This window comes from Advenella sp. S44, assembly GCF_002810445.1.
Taxonomy (GTDB): domain Bacteria; phylum Pseudomonadota; class Gammaproteobacteria; order Burkholderiales; family Burkholderiaceae_B; genus Advenella.
In genome coordinates this window covers 1,057,136-1,074,365 of record NZ_NEXS01000003.1, presented here as the reverse complement: position 1 = coordinate 1,074,365, position 17,230 = coordinate 1,057,136, and the positions used below count along the sequence as shown (strand labels likewise).

Sequence of the window (17,230 nt, the reverse complement as noted above, 5' to 3'; positions counted from 1 at the left end):
CATACGGCATGAAGCGCACGCGAAAGATAGAAACACTATAGCCTGCCCTTGCCACTTTCTTCCAAACATTGAGGTGGTCCCCGACTTTCAAGATTGGCGTGACATATAAACATGTTTGTCCACGACACCGCTACTGTTGCTTGATACCCGTTTCACGCACAATCACTTCGTACTTGGTCATCTCCGCCGCAATAAATCTGGAGAATGCATCGGGCGACAGTGGTGTCGGAGTCAGCCCTTTTTCCTTCAGGCTGTTTTGAAACGCCTTGTCTGCCATGATCGCCATGACGTCCATATTAATCCGCTCCTTGATGGCTTCGGACAAGCCTTTAGGGCCGAACAGACCAAACCAGTTGGTCAGTTGCAGTTCCGGCATGCCCTTCTCAACTGCCGTGGGCACGTCGGGCAGCAGGGCTTCGCGCTTATCTCCTGCGACAAGTAACGGCTTGATCTTGCCCGCCTGGATGTTACCCAGCAATGGCGGGGTGGTGGCAAAAAACAAGTCGATCTGCCCGCCCACAAGATCGGTCACGGCAAGCGACGTTCCTCGATAGGGAACATGAACTAAGGGCATGCCCGTCAGTTTACGCAATACTTCGCCTGCCATATGTTGTTGTCCGCCGACCCCAGGCGATCCGTATGTGAGTTCGGACGCCTTTCCTTTCAAAGCAAGTAGTCCTTCAATGGACTTAATACCCTTACTTGGGCCTGCAGCCAGGACCAGGGGCGCCGATGCAACGAGATTCAAGGCAGTTAGGTCGGTGGCCGGATCATACCGGATGTCTTTGAATACCAATTTGTTGATTGATACCTCTGGTGTGTAGGCAAGCTGCAGGGTGTAGCCGTCAGGTGCAGCGCGCACGACCTGCTCGGTTGCAATCATGCCACTTGCGCCACCCTTGTTCTCAACAACAACCGCCTGCCCCCATTTCTCGCTCAGCGCATTTGCAAGCAGCCGGGCTACAATGTCGGTAGAACCTCCTGGCGCGTAGCCAACGACCAGCCTCACGGATTTTTCCGGATAAGCGGCATGCACTGCAGAAGTGCCAAGTGCCGACAGGGAAAATAACACTGCTACCAAGATACGTGCTTTCATAGGACTCCTCCTGTGGCAAGATCGCCACGCCATTTTTTGCCTTGTCCATCAAATCAAAATCGCCTCATGACCCGGTTACCTGCGTCGTTTCGGTATGCAGCAAACCCTGGGAAGAAACAGGCATGCCCGTCGCCAGATCAATCATGCTGGTCGTGTCTTCAGTGCTCGCATCTAATACATGAAGATGCGTCGCCGCCCCCGCCTGAGCAGCTGTCAACCCGTACTGGTCGCTCCCTACCGAGAATCTCAACGCCCATTTCTCGTCGCTGCCCTTCGCCACACGAACTGCCTGCCTGCCACCCAGAATTGTCATCAATGTTGTAAAAGCGCGTGCCATGGGACGCGGGTTGTATCGGCGGTCGATAAAGGCATGACGCGGGAAATATCCTCGATCGACATCCATAAAAGTGTCATAGACGAACTGAATCCCGCGCGTGGTGGCGGCAAACACCATCGCATGCGCGACACTGGCAACATTGGCTGCGTCATCTGCCCGCTCGGTCGCGATGCCTGGCCCCGAAAGCTTTAACGACGCCAGTATTTGCGCGCCGGTGCGATCATGAAAGGCCTGCATACGGCGGCAAGCCGCCTGTAAACACTGCGTTGAATCGACGCGTACGGTAATGCCGTCGATCACGCCATCTTTGACTGCCTGGGTGATGACCTCAATGTATCCATCAAGCTCATCAAGTTCAAAGCCGGCGCGCACCACATGGGAAAAATGCGTGCCATCATATTGCGAGGGATCGGCGGTCAGAAGCTTGGCGTAATAAATCTTCACGCCGTGCTCACGGCGAATAGCAGCCAGATTTTCTGCCGCTTGCTCAAAACGCTGCGCCGTGAGATTCACTTCAAGTGCGCTGACACCTACATTTTTTAAATTGACGTCTGACAGCGCTTTCTTTTTTGGCATACCTACACAGGTCACAACAAAGTGGTGACCTACTGCAGCCAGTTTCTGCATCCGCTCCCGGGATTCGTCTTCGATGAGGTCAATATCGGGCACTTTTGCCAGACGCGCCCCCATCTCCCATAACGCCTGCAACGGGTAGTCGTTACGCGCCCATTTACGTCCGAACTCCTGCACCCCTCCTGTGGAGGTAATCTGCACGCTCTCTGCCCATGGATGCCGCAGTTCAACGCCGATAGATGCAAGGCCGGACACTTTCGGATGAGCCCGGTAAGACATGGGTTGGTCGGAGCATGGCTGACCTGGTTCGGCGCTACGACCGTTACTGCGCACCGAGTAACACACGTGGCCAGTCTCGTAGACGTCAACGATGGCATAGCCGAATTTCTGAAGGTCACCGCGGCCGAATTCGTCGCCTGCTTCAGGCGCACAACGGAAGAACTCGGAAAAATCGTGACGCAGAAATGCAGTAGAAGGCAGCATATAAAACTCCGACGTGCCTACCCTGTCGTACCAAAAATTGTGAACATGACCGGCAAATACGGCCTCGACCTGGGGCCGGGCCATCAAGCCAAGCAGCCAGCCTCTGCCCGGCTCGTCCAGGTTGTCGTAGTTGCCCTTCTCTTGGGTCGAATAGATGTAGGGCGGGTAATGCATGAACATGAAGACCCGTTGTGCTTTGGCCTCAGCGACCTCCAACTGCCGTTCCAGCCATTGCTGCTGACGTTTCTCATCTTCAAGGCCAGAATTGATGAGCAAGGAATTAACCAGGATAAACCGTAAGCCCTCTTGCTCGAAAGAAAAGAAATCATCTCCAAATGATGCGCGGTATTTTTCCAGGAAAGAATCGCATACCTGTTCGGCCGGCATCCATTCGATGCGCTTGTCTCCCACATCATGGTTGCCCGGCAGCACGTGCACCGGCACTTTGACCGGTTTGATAATTTCTTTGAAATGCATTACCGCCTGATCAAAAGTCGGCAAAGAGGGAACGGGATTGACGATGTCGCCAAGATGAATCACAAATTGCGGCTGTTCCGGCATGGCGGCGATTTCCAGAAACACCTGGCGAGCGCGCGCATTTGCCAATGCGTTGGTTGCATAGGGTGAACTGGAGGTGTGCTCATCCTGATTGATATGTGTATCGGCCACTACTACAAAAGAAAAGCATTTCTTACCCTTGGGACGCAATTCAAAATCCATGACCAAATCCTTTAATTCAAATAAATGGAATTATGATATAATTATTTGAATTGATTATTAACTTATTGGCGTTAGCTGTCAAGGCTGCGCCGGCAATTTTTTGCGTATGCGTCCATCCAAAACAAAAGCAAGCTCCGAAATACTTGATCCTGCAGATCTGCTCAACCACCCCCAGTACGCGTCGACACTGGCCAATGGTCTGTCGATATTGGGATGCTTTTCGGCAACGACAAACAGCCTGGGAAATAAAGATTTTGCGGACAGGCTTGGCATGGCTCGTCCCACCGTCTCGCGCCTGACCTTTACCCTGGTCGGATTAGGTTATTTGCGCCGCGATCCGCATACGAGCAAATATGCGCTTGGCCCTGCTGTGCTCTCTCTGGGCTATCCTTTGCTTTCGCAATTGATGCTCCGACAGGTAGGCGCACATGAAATGCTCAAGCTGGCGGAATACGCCAAGGGTCCGGTGTCAGTGGGCACCCGGGACCGCCTGCAAGCGGTATACGTTGAAACCATCCATAGTCGGGAATCCAACGAAACGCGTCCTGGCATCGGTTCTACCCGCCCTTTGTTGCGTACCGCGATGGGGCGCGCGATTCTTTACGGCTTGCCGCAAGCGGAAAGAGCATCGGTATTGAGGCAACTTGAACGCCACTTGCCGCAGGAATGGGCGCAGCACAGGGAAGGCGTGACACAGGCATTCGAAGACATCGAAAAACACGGCTTTTGCTCTGTGGCCGGTGCATGGCGATCGTCGCTTGCGGCAGTGGCCGTTCCACTTGGCACACCCATCAACGGCATGTCGCTGGCTTTCAATTTGACCGTGCCCAGCCATGGCACGACATCGCAAGACCTGTACGACGATCTCGGGCCGCGCCTGCTCGCGCTGGTCCAAGGCATTGAGGCGATGCTGGGGGAGTGAAGACGCCTCGTTCATGCCGGCATCCATCTGCCGCCGTCCCGTTTGATCCAGGCAAATGTTGGACCATCCCCGCAGCCCTGCCTTTCTTATTTGCCCCAGGCCGTTTTGGCCGTCGGTAACCAGGATCTGCCGTGGCAGGGGCAGATCCCGGGCGATTCAGGATAGCGCGTTGAGCGTTTCGCCCACCGCGTTAAAAAGCGAATCCAGCTCTTCACGCGTCGTGGTAAACGGCGGGCCAAATTGCAAGGTATCGCCCCCGAATCGGACATAAAAGCCTTTCTCCCACAGCTTGAGGCCGGCTTCGAACGGCCGGATCGCACCATCCCCGTCTCGGGGCGCCAGCTGAATGGCCCCGGCCAGGCCGCAATTGCGGATATCGACCACATGCGATGCCTCTCGCAGACTATGCAACGCCTGCTCGAAATACGGCGCCAACACCTGCACCTTCTCAATCAAATGATCCCGCTGCAGAATATCCAGGGCCGCCAGTCCAGCCGCACAGCCAACCGGATGGGCAGAATAGGTGTACCCGTGACCGAACTCGGTCACATGCTCGGGTAAATCCTGTTGCATGAACGTATTATAAATTTCAGAAGAAGCGATGACCGCACCCATTGGAATGGCGCCGTTGGTAAGCTGCTTAGCGACATTCATCAGGTCGGGGGTGACGCCGAAATACTCGGCGCCGGTGGCTGCCCCCAACCGTCCGAAGCCGGTGATGACTTCATCGAATATCAACAAGATGCCGAACTGGTTGCAGATTTCACGCAGACGTTGCAGATACCCTTTTGGCGGAACGAGCACGCCGGCAGAACCGGCCACCGGCTCGACGATAACAGCGGCAATATTCGATGCATCGTGCAACTCGATCAGCTTAAGCAGTTCGTCGGCAAGTGCAATCCCGCCGGTTTCGGGTTCACCCCGACCAAAGGCAAGGCCAGGCTGCAAGGTATGCGCAAGATGATCCACGTCCATAAATGATCCAAACGCCTTGCGGTTTGCCCCAATGCCTCCAAGGCTGGTGCCGCCGATATTGACGCCGTGATAGCCACGGGCTCGACCTATCAGCTTGGTCTTGTTCGCCTGGCCTTTCACACGCCAGTAGCCGCGTGCCATTTTGACCGCCGTGTCGGCCGCTTCGGAACCGGAATTGGTGAAAAATACATGATCCAGCCCTTCGGGGGTGAGCCCGATCATTTTTTCCGCCAATTGAAACGACAAAGGATGCGCGTATTGAAACCCGGGAGAGTAATCCAGCGTTCCGAGCTGGCGGGATACGGCCTGCTGAATTTCCTGCCGGGTGTGGCCCGCGCCGCAAGTCCACAGGCCCGACAAACTGTCGTAGATTCGCCTGCCCCTGGCGTCGACCAGCCAGTTGCCTTCGGCGCCCACGATAATCCGTGGGTCCTTATGAAAATTGCGGTTTGCACTAAAAGGGAGCCAGTGCGATCTTAAATTCAATGCATCTGTCATTGTGGTGGGCTGCAGATCCGGATAGTTCATGGCGCGTCCTATTTCAAATAGTTGGTGTCTTTGATTATAGGAACTCAATTGGTTTAGTAAAATACAACTTTATTTATCAATAAATACGGAAATACTCACGCAATGAAAAGCCAACCTCTTGCCCAGGTGACGGACTTCGATCTCCGGTTGCTGCGGGTATTCAGAACCGTTGCAAAAATGGGCAGCTTTACTGCGGCCGAAAGCGCACTGGGCATCACCCGTTCCGCAATCAGCCTGCATATGAGCGACCTTGAAAAGCGTCTTGGCATGCGGCTATGCCAACGAGGCCGTGCCGGATTTTCTCTGACCGACCAGGGAAGAGAGGTGCTGCGGGCAAGCGATACCGTACTGGCCTCAATCGAAGATTTTCGCAGGGAGGTCAATCAACTGCATCACAGTCTTCGCGGTGAAATCAATATCGGACTTATGAATAATCTGGTCACGCAGCCGCAGATGCGCATTACCTCTGCCCTGAAGACACTGCGCCAGCAAAGCAACGATATACGGATCAATATCAGCATGAGTACGCCCGGCGAGATTGAACGAGGCCTGCTGGACGGCCGTCTTCATATTGGCGCATTACCCCTGATCAATACCTTGACGGGATTGGATTATCACACTTTGTATGAAGAGCACTCTTTACTGTACCGCAGCAGTATGCACCCTTTAGGCAAGAATGCCGGTGCCGTCTGCGATGCTGATTTGCGTGATGTGCCGGCAGTCGCACCCAGCTATCGCCTGAATGCCGAAGCCGTTGAACTGCACCATCGCATGAATTGCGCGGCGACGGCAACAGACAGGGAAGCCATTGCTTTTCTGATATTAACCGACCAATATATCGGCTTTCTTCCCGACCATTACGCCGCCACCTGGGTAGAGAAAGGACAGATGACTGCCATTGCACCAGACCGCATGCACTTTACCGTCCCGATTGCGATCGCAATGCGCACCGGAAGAAGGCAAAATCTGATTGTTGAACGTTTTCTTGCTGCGCTGGACTGTGTCGCATAAGACGTCGCACCCATGAACCTGTCGTAACAAGTCAACTTGCACGTCGCCTGCACCGAATTGCCCCGGAACCCCGAGGCAATATGTACATAGCCAATCCTACCGGGTTGTGCAGCCACCAATCACGCATTCTCCGGTCAAAAGCGGCTGAGCAGCACCCGGCCTGCCCCCTCCCCTAACCAACAACCGCAGCCTGCCCCCGCGCGTTATGCAATTTCTTATAGCTATCGATCAGCCGGTGATGCCGATCCAGCCCCTCCAGTTTCGTACTGGTTGGCGTTAGGCCGAAGAAGCGCACGCTGCCGTCCACCGCCCCCATGACGGCGTCCATGCGGGTGTTGCCGAACATCTTGCGAAAGTTGACTTCGTAGTCGTCCAGTTCCAGTTCGTCATCAAGCAGCACTTCCAGCACCACATTCACGGCCTGATAAAACAATCCGCGCTCGACCGTGTTGTCGTTGTACTGCAGAAACGCGCCAGTCAGCTCTTGCGCCGCCTCAAACTGCTGTAAGGCCAGGTTAATAAGCAGCTTCAACTCCAGGACAGTGAGCTGTCCCCAGTCCGTATTCTCATCAAACTCAATACCGATCAACGTAGCAATATCGGCATATTCATCCAGATCGTTGTTCTCCAAGCGTTCAAGCAGCGCTGCCAGCGCGGCGTTGTCCAGGCGATGCAGGTTCAAAATATCGGTGCGAAACAATAGCGCTTTGCTTGTGTTATCCCACATCACATCATCGATCGGATAGACCTCCGAATAGCCGGGAACCAGAATCCGACAGGCAATGGCGCCCAGCTGGTCATACACCGCCACGTACACCTCTTTGCCCAGGTCTTCGAAGATGCCAAACAAAGTGGCCGCTTCCTGGGCATTAGCGTTTTCACCCTGGCCGGAAAAATCCCATTCGACAAACTCAAAATCGGCCTTGGCGCTGAAAAAGCGCCACGATACCACACCGCTGGAATCAATAAAGTGCTCGACAAAGTTATTGGGTTCGGTCACGACTTCACTGACAAAAGTCGGTTCCGGCAAATCATTCAAACCTTCAATACTGCGCCCCTGCAGCAATTCCGTGAGGCTGCGCTCCAGCGCCACTTGCATCCTTGGATGTGCGCCAAACGAGGCAAAGACGCCTCCTGTGCGCGGGTTCATCAAGGTCACGCACATTACCGGGTAAATTCCGCCCAGCGACGCGTCCTTGATCAGCACCGGAAAACCCTGATCTTCCAAGGCGCCAATCCCGGCCAAAATTCCCGGATATTTCGCCAGCACGTCTTGCGGCACATCTGGCAACGCGATCTCCCTTTCCAGAATCTCGCGCTTTACCGCCCGCTCGAAAATTTCGGACAGACATTGTACCTGCGCTTCTACCAGCGTATTGCCGGCACTCATCCCATTGCTAACGTACAGGTTTTCGATCAGATTTGACGGGAAATACACCACTTTCCCATCTGACTGCCGAACAAACGGCAGCGAACAGATACCGCGCGACCTATTACCGGAATTGGTATCATACAGATGCGAGCCACGCAGTTCGCCATCCGGGTTATAAATGAGCCGGCTGTATGTATCCAGAATATCAGCGGGCAGCGCATCGGCAGAACCAGGCTGAAACCAGCGCTCATCCGGATAATGCACAAACGGCGCGTTGGCGATGTCTTCGCCCCAATAAGAACCGGCATAGAAGTGGTTGCAACTGAGGCGCTCGATATACTCGCCCAACGCAGAAGCCAGCGCGCTTTCTTTAGTTGCTCCCTTGCCATTGGTAAAACACATCGGTGAGTGCGCATCACGAATATGCAGCGACCACACATTTGGGACGATATTTCGCCATGAGGCGATTTCAATTTTGATGCCTAGATTTGCCAAAACGCCGGACATATTGGCAATGGTTTGTTCCAGCGGCAGGTCTTTGCCTTGAGTATAGGTACTGGCGCCGGCAGCTGGCTTCAATGTCAGCAACGACTGGGCATCCGCATCGAGATTCTCTACCTCTTCAATCACAAATTGCGGACCGACCTGCACGACTTTTTTCACCGTACAACGTTCAATGGCGCGCAGGATGCCCCGACGATCGGATTCGGCGATATCCGAAGGCAATTCAACTTGAATTTTGAAAATCTGCTTGTAGCGGTTTTCCGGATCCACAATATTATTCTGCGACAGACGGATATTTTCAGTTGGAATATTGCGGGTGACGCAGTACAGCTTCACAAAGTAGGCAGCGCACAAGGCTGATGAGGCCAGGAAATAATCGAAGGGGCCAGGTGCCGAGCCGTCGCCCTTATAACGAATCGGCTGATCGGCCACAACCGTGAAATCATCGAATTTGGCTTCAAGGCGCAGCTTGTCGAGAAAGTTGACTTTAATTTCCATAGCGAATGTTAAAAATAGAGCTGAAAAAGTGCCTGTCCGGATTTCTGGGTGTACAGAGTGGAATGACAGGAATGAGCGGCGAGCACCGGTAAATGGGGTACCGGGGTATCAAAACAGAAAGACTGGGGTGTAGCTTTTCTTGAGGGTCGAACAGGTGCCAATGCGGTGTGGAAAGCGACAGATTTTCGCCGTGGCATGGCCTGAATAAAACGAGTGAGTTCAGGCAGCCGTCATGCTTCGTCTGAAATGGCTATCTGCCACTGTATTTTTATTAGTCGCCAATCAGCTGAACATTATAAGGGCCTATCATGCAAAGTCCTCGCCAATTCACTCAATTGGTATTTTTCTGTTTTTTTGGCCCTGGCTGTGAGTAATGGAACCTAGACAATATCAGTCATTTGCGCTTTGATATTAATCACTTACCTGGCACATGATGACGCAACGATCGATCCCGAGGCCAAGACCATGTCTGGAGAAACTATGTTGACACGGACTATTGCTGTAACTTGAGTCTCTCAATCAGAGGTCCATATCGTTCTTCTTCTGTTTTGATGAGGTTTGTGAAGCTCTCTCTTGATCCGGCCAGTGCTGTAAAGGACAGTGACTCGAGCCGATCTTTTACTCGCGGATCTTTCAACGCCTCTTGCGCCGCCTGATGCAATCGGTTGATAACTGCCTCTGGGGTACCCTTTGGAGCCACCAATCCCGCCCAACTGCCACTACTGAAGTCCTTGTACCCCATCTCAGCAATGGTCGGCACATCTGGCAGAGATCGTGCTCGCTCGGAACCGGTCACAGCCAACGCCCGGATCTGTCCCGATTCAATGAATGGCATGGCCGGTGCGACCGCTACGATGGTTATTTGTACTTGTCCGCCTGCCAAATCGTTCAGCGCATTGCTGCCGCCCCGGTATGGAATATGTGTTGCCCTGATACCAAAATGCGATTTGATTTCCTCGAACGTCAAGTGCATGGAAGTGCCCACGCCCGGCGTTGCGTAATTCAATTTACCTGGATTTGCCTTTGAATACGCTACCAGTTCCTTAAAATTGCTAACGGGCAAGTCTTTGTTGACGAGTACGACATGCGAGGCCAGGCTGAGCGCAGCGATCGGCTCAAAGTCACCGATCGGATCATAACGCAACCCTTTTGTCAGATACTTCGCGACAGCGAAGTTGCCACCATATTCTAGCAGCGTGTACCCATCCGGCTTTGCCTTCGCCACTTTAGCCCCACCAATATTGCCTCCTGCACCGCCAAGATTCTCAATAATGATTTCCGTCCCTAGCGATTTGCTCATAGATGACGCCACGAGCCGCGCAACAAGATCGAATTGACCACCCGCACTGAACGGCACCACCATTTGAACAGGACGTTCAGGAAATTGCGTGTTGTCAGCATACGAAGCCGTTGAAAGCAAGAGTCCGGCACTTATCGCCAAGATCAGGCGCTGGGCATACGAATAAATCGTCATTCATGTCTCCAAATAATAATTGCACTATTTTGCGCTATTGACAGTGCTATTTATAACGGAGTGTCGCGAGGCTTTCGATTCCGTTGATGCCAAACGTCATAACAATAAGGCATGATCAATACGGCAAACGCAATTGCTCCCCACCTACATGACGTTTTGTTATCGAAATACCTATTTTCGTTATACCAATACTGCCCTTGTTCGATCAACATTGAGCTTATTTCGATGAGGTGATCTGTGATGAATCAAGGAAGTTTCGTTAGCCGCAATGCTCGCTACTGGGGCGAGAATCCAGCTATTATTTTCAAAAACAGCGTGGTGACTTTTAAGCAGCTCGACAGTCGATCCAGTCGATTGGCTAATGCGCTCATCAGCTTAGGACTGCGAAAAGGTGACCGGGTTGCTATACAAGCCTGGAACCGTCCGGAGATTATCGAGCTGGAGTGTGCTCTCTACAAGGCGGGTCTTGTTAAGGTCGCCCTGAATGCGCGTCTGTCCGCAACGGAACTGGCCGATGCAGTAAGCAATGCGCAGGCCCGGATTCTATTTTTAGACGAAGCCCATCGGCCAATTGCCACACCAGTCATGTCCGATATGCCAAATGTGGAGCACTTAGTATTCCTAGCAGCAGACTATGGTGCCACCAGCCAATATGAAACTCTAGTTGCTGAGGGATCGGATCAGAATCCTAATATTCAGATGCAGCCCGATGACTTGGCAGTATTGCATTTTACATCTGGATCAACGGGAAAGCTGAAAGCGGCAATGCAAACAGTCGGCAACCGCATGGCATCGCTACGCAAAGTCATCATAGGGCGTATGCGGGCAAAACCCGGCGACGTACTCGGGCTGGCCGGCCCTATTACGCACGCGAGTGGTATGTTCATACAGCCCTTTTTATTTCAGGGTGGCACCATTGTGCTGCACGACCGTTTTGAGCCAGATCATTTCCTGTCATCGATACAGGAACACAAGATCAACTTCACGTTCATGGTTCCGACCATGATCAATATGCTAATTGCACATCCGGCAATGGATCAATACGATTTGAGTTCCTTATGTCAGATCTCCTACGGAGCTGCGCCTATGGCCCCGGCAAGGATCAAAGATGCCTGGAGAGCACTGGGGCCTGTCCTGAGTCAGGGCTATGGTGCAGGTGAAACGACGGGCGGCATGGCGATGCTAAGCACCGATGATCATGCCCGGGCCATGCATGGGGAGGAACATCTACTGTTGTCATGTGGGCGCGTTTTTGGTGAAACCGAACTACAACTACTGGACAATGAAGGCAATCCAGTAGCTACCGGAGAAATTGGAGAAATTGTCGTCAGAGGGCCGGATGTATTCGCTGGTTTCTGGCGAGAACCCGAGCTGACGGCACAGTCTCTTCGCAACGGATGGTGTTATACCGGAGATCTGGCGCGCATGGACAGCGAAGGTTATTTGTATATTGTCGACCGTAAAAAAGACATGATTATCTCTGGTGGTTTCAATGTCTACCCGACTGAAGTGGAACAGGTTCTATACCAGCACCCTGCTATTTATGAAGCATGTGTTTTTGGTGTTCCCGATGATATCTGGGGAGAGGCAGTAAAAGCGGCCGTCGTATTGAAACCGGGTTTCAATGTAACCGCAGAGACACTTGCTGAGCATTGCAGATTGCTGCTTGCAGATTTCAAAAAACCACGCTCAATAGAGTTGCTGTCCGAACTTCCTAAAAACTCTAACGGCAAAATTGCCAGAAAGCTACTCAAGGATCCTTACTGGGCAGGTTTGGAACGCCAGGTCGGTTAAATCCCCAATTTTGTAATTCAGGCATGGATATCTGCCCTAAAATCTTCCGGTTTATGCGATTGCAACAACTCGATAAAACGCTTAACTAGTGGAGACAGATAGGCATCGTGACGGGTGGTAACACCAACCACCCGCGACCACCGTGCTTCCTTCAAGGGAATCGGTCTAAGGTTGCAGTGCTCTGGATGAATCAGCGCAGACTCGGTAGCGATAGTCAGCAGGTCTGAATTGCGCACCATTCGAATTAGCGCAATACTCGATGAGTTGGATTCAACGACAACATTCGGAGCAGGAAGTCCATGTTCGGCAAATCGCGCCTGGACCCACTGGCGCGCCACAATACGTTCACGAGGCAAAATCCATGAGGCTTGTGCCAGGTCAGGGAATGTGAGGCGGTTACGATAAAAAAGCGGATGCCCTTCTCGCGCCACAATGAGCAGGTTATCGGTAAAGAGCGGCAACTGGTCAAATTCGCTGTTTGCCGCATTGTGCTGACCGCTGATACACATATCAATATCACCAACGCGCAACGCGGAGAACAACTGATCATTCATACCCAATGTCACCTGCACGCGTGCTGCAGGTCGTTGCTTCAACAGCAATTCGCAGACAGCCGAAAAGTAATCCGCATAATTGGGCGGCACACCCACCCGCAAAGTGCCAATGGTGCCCAAATGAAGATCGCGCGCCTCTCTTATCGCGTGATCCATACTTAGTCTGACCGTCTGCGCTCGATCGAAAAATGCTTGCCCCACGGCCGTGAGCACCATGCCTTTCGGTGTCCGCTCAAACAATTGCAGGCTGAGTTCCTTTTCCAGTCGCTGTATACCTTTGGTAAGCGCAGGTTGCGTCTGCCCCAGTGCTTCTGCGGCCCGTCCCACGTGTTTCGATTCGGCCACGGCAAGAAAATAATTCAAGTCTTCGATTCTCACATCATTCCCGTTTGTTATTGAAACTTATTTAACCATTATTCAAGTATATGACGGATCATGCCAATATGGTCCTCCCGATACCAAAAAGTCCTGAGGACACAACACTATGGAAAACTGCACGTTTATTTCATCTGAATTACAAGACTTGCGCGCACGACTTCGCGCCTATCTATTTGACGAACTGATACCTTATGAACAAGCACAGGGTTTCGGGTATGAGGATCGATTCTCCAAGCCGGAAATACGAAAAATCTGGCAAAGATCACATCAGTTGGGATTCTACGGTCTGCAGGTACCACGTGCGTTGGGCGGCAAGGGAATAAGTATTCATGATTTATGTATCCTGAAGGATGACGTTGCGGCATCCGGTGCGATCTTATTTCCCCACGTACTGGGAGACTGGGGGGGGCCGGCGCGCATCGGTAACCTTGTCAAATATGCGACACCAGATCAGATAACACGCTTCATCGAACCTGTAGTGCGCGGTGAAATGGGAACCTGCTTTGCCATGACCGAGCCCCAGTCGGGATCCGATGCAGCAAGTATACAGACCCGCGCCATTGTTGACGGCGACGATTACGTTATCACTGGTTGCAAGCATTATATCAGTGCGTCTGCCTTCGCAGATTACGCCATTACCATGTGTGTCACTGACCCGGATAAAGGGGTTGACGGAATATCGGCCGTTCTTATTGAATTGGATCGTCCCGGAGTCCGTCTGACCTATGACTATCTTCCGATGACCGGACAACATGTCGATGCCGACATTCACTTTGACAACGTGCGAGTTCCACGCAGCAATCTGTTGGGAGAGGAAGGAAAAGGTTTCAAGACCGCGATAGGTCGCATCAGTACCAATCGTCTTCTACATTGCCCGACTATGACAGGCCTGGCTCGACAAGCCTATCAAATGGCATTGCACTATGCACAGCACAGACAACAATTTGGCGGGCCCATCAGCCGCTTTCAGGCCATTCAGCATATGCTGGCCGATATGGCTACAGGGCTTTACGCTTGCGATAGCATGATTCTTGCTGCAGCACGCAAAGCTGACGCGGGCCAGGACATCCGCAAGGAAGCCGCGATGTGCAAATTATTTGTATCCGAGAAATGCTTTGATATTGCCGACAAAGCAATGCAAATCCATGGCAACGTAGGGGTGACACGCAATCATCCTGTCGAGTTCATCTTCCGGCGTCTGCGCCTCTATCGCATCGTAACGGGAACGAGTGAAATTCAAAGAAATACCATCGCGAAGGCTATCCTGTCATGATGCCAAAAGGTTTTCAGCACTTAGCAATCCTTCATAACGGGAGAGGTAAGATGCTGAGCCACTCGTTTGCCCGAGATTTTAAGATTGCACGGGGCCGGGCCAATCCGGATCGGCACCTATCATCGCAACAACAACAACAACAACAACAACAACAACAACAACAACAACAACAACAACAACAACAACAACAACAACAACAACAACAACAACAACAACAACAACAACGCTTTGGCCAAAGCGGCTAATGAGAACTTACCGATAGGCCAACAAAAAGGGTTCAGCATTCGATGAAACTGCCCGCCCGTGCACACATGCAGAACGCGCTCTCACTCGTTACCGGGCCATGCCCCCAGCTCGCGAGCGAAAAATGTTGCCAGGGCATGCTGCAGGTTTGCGGTCGGACCATCGAATGGATGCGGCGGTGGCGCGCCGCCTGCCGAACTGAACTGCGCGATGACCAATTGCGCACGCGGCGACACATAAATCCGCTGACCATAGCGGCCTGAGGCTGCAAAGCCCTCCATGTCGTCATGCATATGAAAGAAACAGTTTCGATAAGAGCCGGTAGGCATCACGGCGTGGCGGGCTGAAGCGGCAAACATCGCACGATCGCCACCGCGCCGAGTAGCAGCAACGAACGCTTCGGGGACAATTTGACGCCCATTCCAATAACCGTCATTGCGTAACATTTCGCCAAAACGCGCCATGTCACGCAACGTCGTGGCCAGGCCGCCAGAGGTAAATTCCGCGCCCAGTCTGTCCACCGTGATATAAGCGTCGCGCTGCGCGCCTAATGGCTTGAACAGTAACTCCGAGTACAGCTCGGCAATTGTGCGCTCGGTGGCCCGGCGCACAACCCAGGCCAATGCCTCCACGGTGCCGTTGTCGTAATAGAACCGGTGACCATGCGGGCCCGAACGTAGCTTGCGCAATACAAAATCGTAAAAGTCGGCAGGCGCATCGGGCCGGCTCGGCAATAGACCCAAGATCTCGTAAACCCCGCCGTCCTGCTGGCCTATCTTGCCATCCCGACCTGTCATTGCCGGTCGCTCAATCCCCGCCTGCATATCCAACAACTGCTGCAACGTAGCATCGCCCATGGCGCAACCGCGCATTTCGGGCACATAGTGCTGTGCCTCGCGCTCCAGGTCAAGTATGCCCTGCCCTTGCAGGATACCGATGAGCACCGCCATGAACGACTTACTGATCGAGGCGGTACCATGCAACGTATGAGGCTGCATACCATGGAAGTAGCGTTCGTAAACGATGCAGCCACGATGCATGACAAGGAAAGCGTCTACCTCCAATCTATTGAGCACAGAACGCAGCGGCGCCGGGGCCCCGTCCAATGCTGGTACCGGCAATGTGTCCAGATCCAGCGGTACCTCTGGCAAGGCACTGGCAGGGCCATCGCCGCGCCAGATCGATACACTGGGCACCTGCACCGACCGATTCATCAAACTCCAACGCAGAAAGGCTGGCTCATGCCAGTTCTCTGAAGTGATGCGGTTTTCAGGCGGTGGTGGAAATCCCTGCATCACAGCACAGGAGGAAGTCGCGGAAGGAAAGTTCATAGTAACGGGTCTAATTCCAGTAAGGCGTTAGTCAAGCAGCGGCAACGCGGGTCCAATTGATAATACCAGCGGTCACGATCCCCCCGTGAGAACGGCAGGGAGGCCCAAGGTGCTCGTTGTGATCGATACGTTCTCAATATCAGTCGGCATATACACCCGTTTTTTGTACAATCGAGGCCCAGGCCTGCGCATCCGTCTGTACTCGGGTAGCCAATTGCTCAGGAGTCATATCATGCCATTCAGACCATAATTGTTCACGCTTAGTACTCCACTGTGGTTTAGCGTTAACTTGGTTGATAGATTGCGCCAATCTGGCGACGATTTCGACGGGAGTCTCCTTCTTGAGAAAGTAACCCGTCCAGCCCATTCGGTCATAACCGGCGTGACCTAGCTCCTTGAATGTCGGTACATTAGGGAGGAACCTGCTGCGTTTTTCACCGGTAACGGCAAGTACACGCAGGCCACCCTTATTGAGCAACGGGCGCAGCGAGAAAGTGTCATACATACCGTAGTGCACATCGCCCGCGAGCATGGCGAGCAGTCCCGGCGTTCCTCCCTTGAACGGAATATGCGTAGCACGAAAACCCATGTCGTCTGCCAACTGGAAACCATACAGATGGGACACTGAGCCATTTCCGACAGAACCGTAATTGAGCTGATCGCCTTGCTGGCGAGCCCACTGCAGCCAATCATCCAACGTTTTCTCAGGGCGAGAGGCTGGAATCGCCAAACCAATGGGCGAGAGCCCCTGTACTGCCACCGGTGTAAATTCTTCAAGAGGATTGTAAGAAAGCTTACGATTGAATGCGGGAAGAATGGTCATCGTTGCATTGGCCAGCAAGACACTGTAGCCGTCGGCGGGGGCATTGAGCACAGATTGGTGGGCCAACACGCCACCGGCGCCGGGCTTATTGTCGGGGATAAGCGTCTGGCCGTTCAACAGTGGTCCCAGATCAAGCAGCAATTCGCGCAACCGCACATCCACAGCGTCGCCAGGGGCAGATTGCGTAACGAAACGAATGTTTCGACCAGGCCAACCAGACGCCTGCGCTAAAGCCCGTACGCCGGGCAGACATAGCGTGGCAGCCACGCCCAGCAACATACGTCGACGATCGAGTGAAAAGAGCATGTGCAGACCCCACGGATTGTTGAAACAACGAATCG

General features: G+C 53.0%; 13 protein-coding genes. 5 read left to right on the top strand and 8 right to left on the bottom strand.

Annotated features, from left to right (window positions below; translation table 11 throughout):
• Positions 1-130: 130 nt before the first annotated feature.
• On the bottom strand, positions 131-1,096 hold the full coding sequence (locus CAP48_RS08985; protein ID WP_100695691.1) for a tripartite tricarboxylate transporter substrate binding protein: 966 nt from the start codon (positions 1,094-1,096) through the stop codon (positions 131-133).
• Positions 1,097-1,160: 64 nt separating this feature from the next.
• The gene (locus CAP48_RS08980; protein ID WP_100695689.1) at positions 1,161-3,209 is read right to left on the bottom strand and encodes a metallophosphoesterase; all 2,049 of its coding nucleotides are present in this window, start codon (positions 3,207-3,209) and stop codon (positions 1,161-1,163) included.
• Between the two features lie 106 nt (positions 3,210-3,315).
• On the opposite strand from CAP48_RS08980, the gene CAP48_RS08975 reads away from it, so the two are divergent.
• Positions 3,316-4,131 (top strand): IclR family transcriptional regulator, encoded by an 816-nt coding sequence (locus tag CAP48_RS08975; RefSeq protein ID WP_100695687.1) that lies wholly within the window; start codon positions 3,316-3,318, stop codon positions 4,129-4,131.
• Positions 4,132-4,287: 156 nt separating this feature from the next.
• On the opposite strand, the gene CAP48_RS08970 is transcribed toward CAP48_RS08975, so the two are convergent.
• Positions 4,288-5,634 (bottom strand): aspartate aminotransferase family protein, encoded by a 1,347-nt coding sequence (locus CAP48_RS08970; protein ID WP_100695685.1) that lies wholly within the window; start codon positions 5,632-5,634, stop codon positions 4,288-4,290.
• Between the two features lie 102 nt (positions 5,635-5,736).
• Here CAP48_RS08970 and CAP48_RS08965 point away from each other — a divergent pair, with 102 nt between their 5' ends.
• Positions 5,737-6,645, top strand: coding sequence for a LysR family transcriptional regulator (locus CAP48_RS08965; protein ID WP_100695683.1), 909 nt, complete (start codon positions 5,737-5,739; stop codon positions 6,643-6,645).
• Between the two features lie 172 nt (positions 6,646-6,817).
• Here CAP48_RS08965 and CAP48_RS08960 read toward each other — a convergent pair whose 3' ends face one another.
• Both CAP48_RS08960 and CAP48_RS08955 read right to left on the bottom strand, forming a co-directional pair.
• A complete protein-coding gene (locus CAP48_RS08960) occupies positions 6,818-9,019 on the bottom strand; it encodes an OsmC domain/YcaO domain-containing protein (RefSeq protein WP_100695681.1) in 2,202 nt (733 codons plus the stop codon).
• A gap of 493 nt (positions 9,020-9,512) precedes the next feature.
• On the bottom strand, positions 9,513-10,493 hold the full coding sequence (locus CAP48_RS08955; protein WP_100695679.1) for a tripartite tricarboxylate transporter substrate binding protein: 981 nt from the start codon (positions 10,491-10,493) through the stop codon (positions 9,513-9,515).
• Between the two features lie 240 nt (positions 10,494-10,733).
• Between CAP48_RS08955 and CAP48_RS08950 the strand changes: the two genes are divergently transcribed.
• Entirely contained in the window at positions 10,734-12,287 is a 1,554-nt protein-coding gene (locus CAP48_RS08950) for a long-chain fatty acid--CoA ligase (protein WP_100695677.1), read from the top strand.
• 17 nt (positions 12,288-12,304) lie between these two features.
• On the opposite strand, the gene CAP48_RS08945 is transcribed toward CAP48_RS08950, so the two are convergent.
• Positions 12,305-13,219, bottom strand: coding sequence for a LysR family transcriptional regulator (locus CAP48_RS08945; protein ID WP_100695675.1), 915 nt, complete (start codon positions 13,217-13,219; stop codon positions 12,305-12,307).
• Positions 13,220-13,325: 106 nt separating this feature from the next.
• Here CAP48_RS08945 and CAP48_RS08940 point away from each other — a divergent pair, with 106 nt between their 5' ends.
• Positions 13,326-14,492: an acyl-CoA dehydrogenase family protein gene (locus CAP48_RS08940; protein WP_100695673.1), complete on the top strand. Its 1,167-nt coding sequence runs from the start codon at positions 13,326-13,328 to the stop codon at positions 14,490-14,492.
• Positions 14,489-14,737, top strand: a complete 249-nt coding sequence (locus CAP48_RS08935) for a hypothetical protein (RefSeq protein WP_192871303.1) — start codon at positions 14,489-14,491, stop codon at positions 14,735-14,737. Before CAP48_RS08940 ends, CAP48_RS08935 begins: the two co-directional genes overlap by 4 nt.
• An 81-nt stretch (positions 14,738-14,818) precedes the next feature.
• On the opposite strand, the gene CAP48_RS08930 is transcribed toward CAP48_RS08935, so the two are convergent.
• Both CAP48_RS08930 and CAP48_RS08925 read right to left on the bottom strand, forming a co-directional pair.
• Entirely contained in the window at positions 14,819-16,066 is a 1,248-nt protein-coding gene (locus CAP48_RS08930) for a serine hydrolase (RefSeq protein ID WP_100695669.1), read from the bottom strand.
• Positions 16,067-16,205: 139 nt separating this feature from the next.
• On the bottom strand, positions 16,206-17,195 hold the full coding sequence (locus CAP48_RS08925; protein WP_100695667.1) for a tripartite tricarboxylate transporter substrate binding protein: 990 nt from the start codon (positions 17,193-17,195) through the stop codon (positions 16,206-16,208).
• Positions 17,196-17,230: the final 35 nt, after the last annotated feature.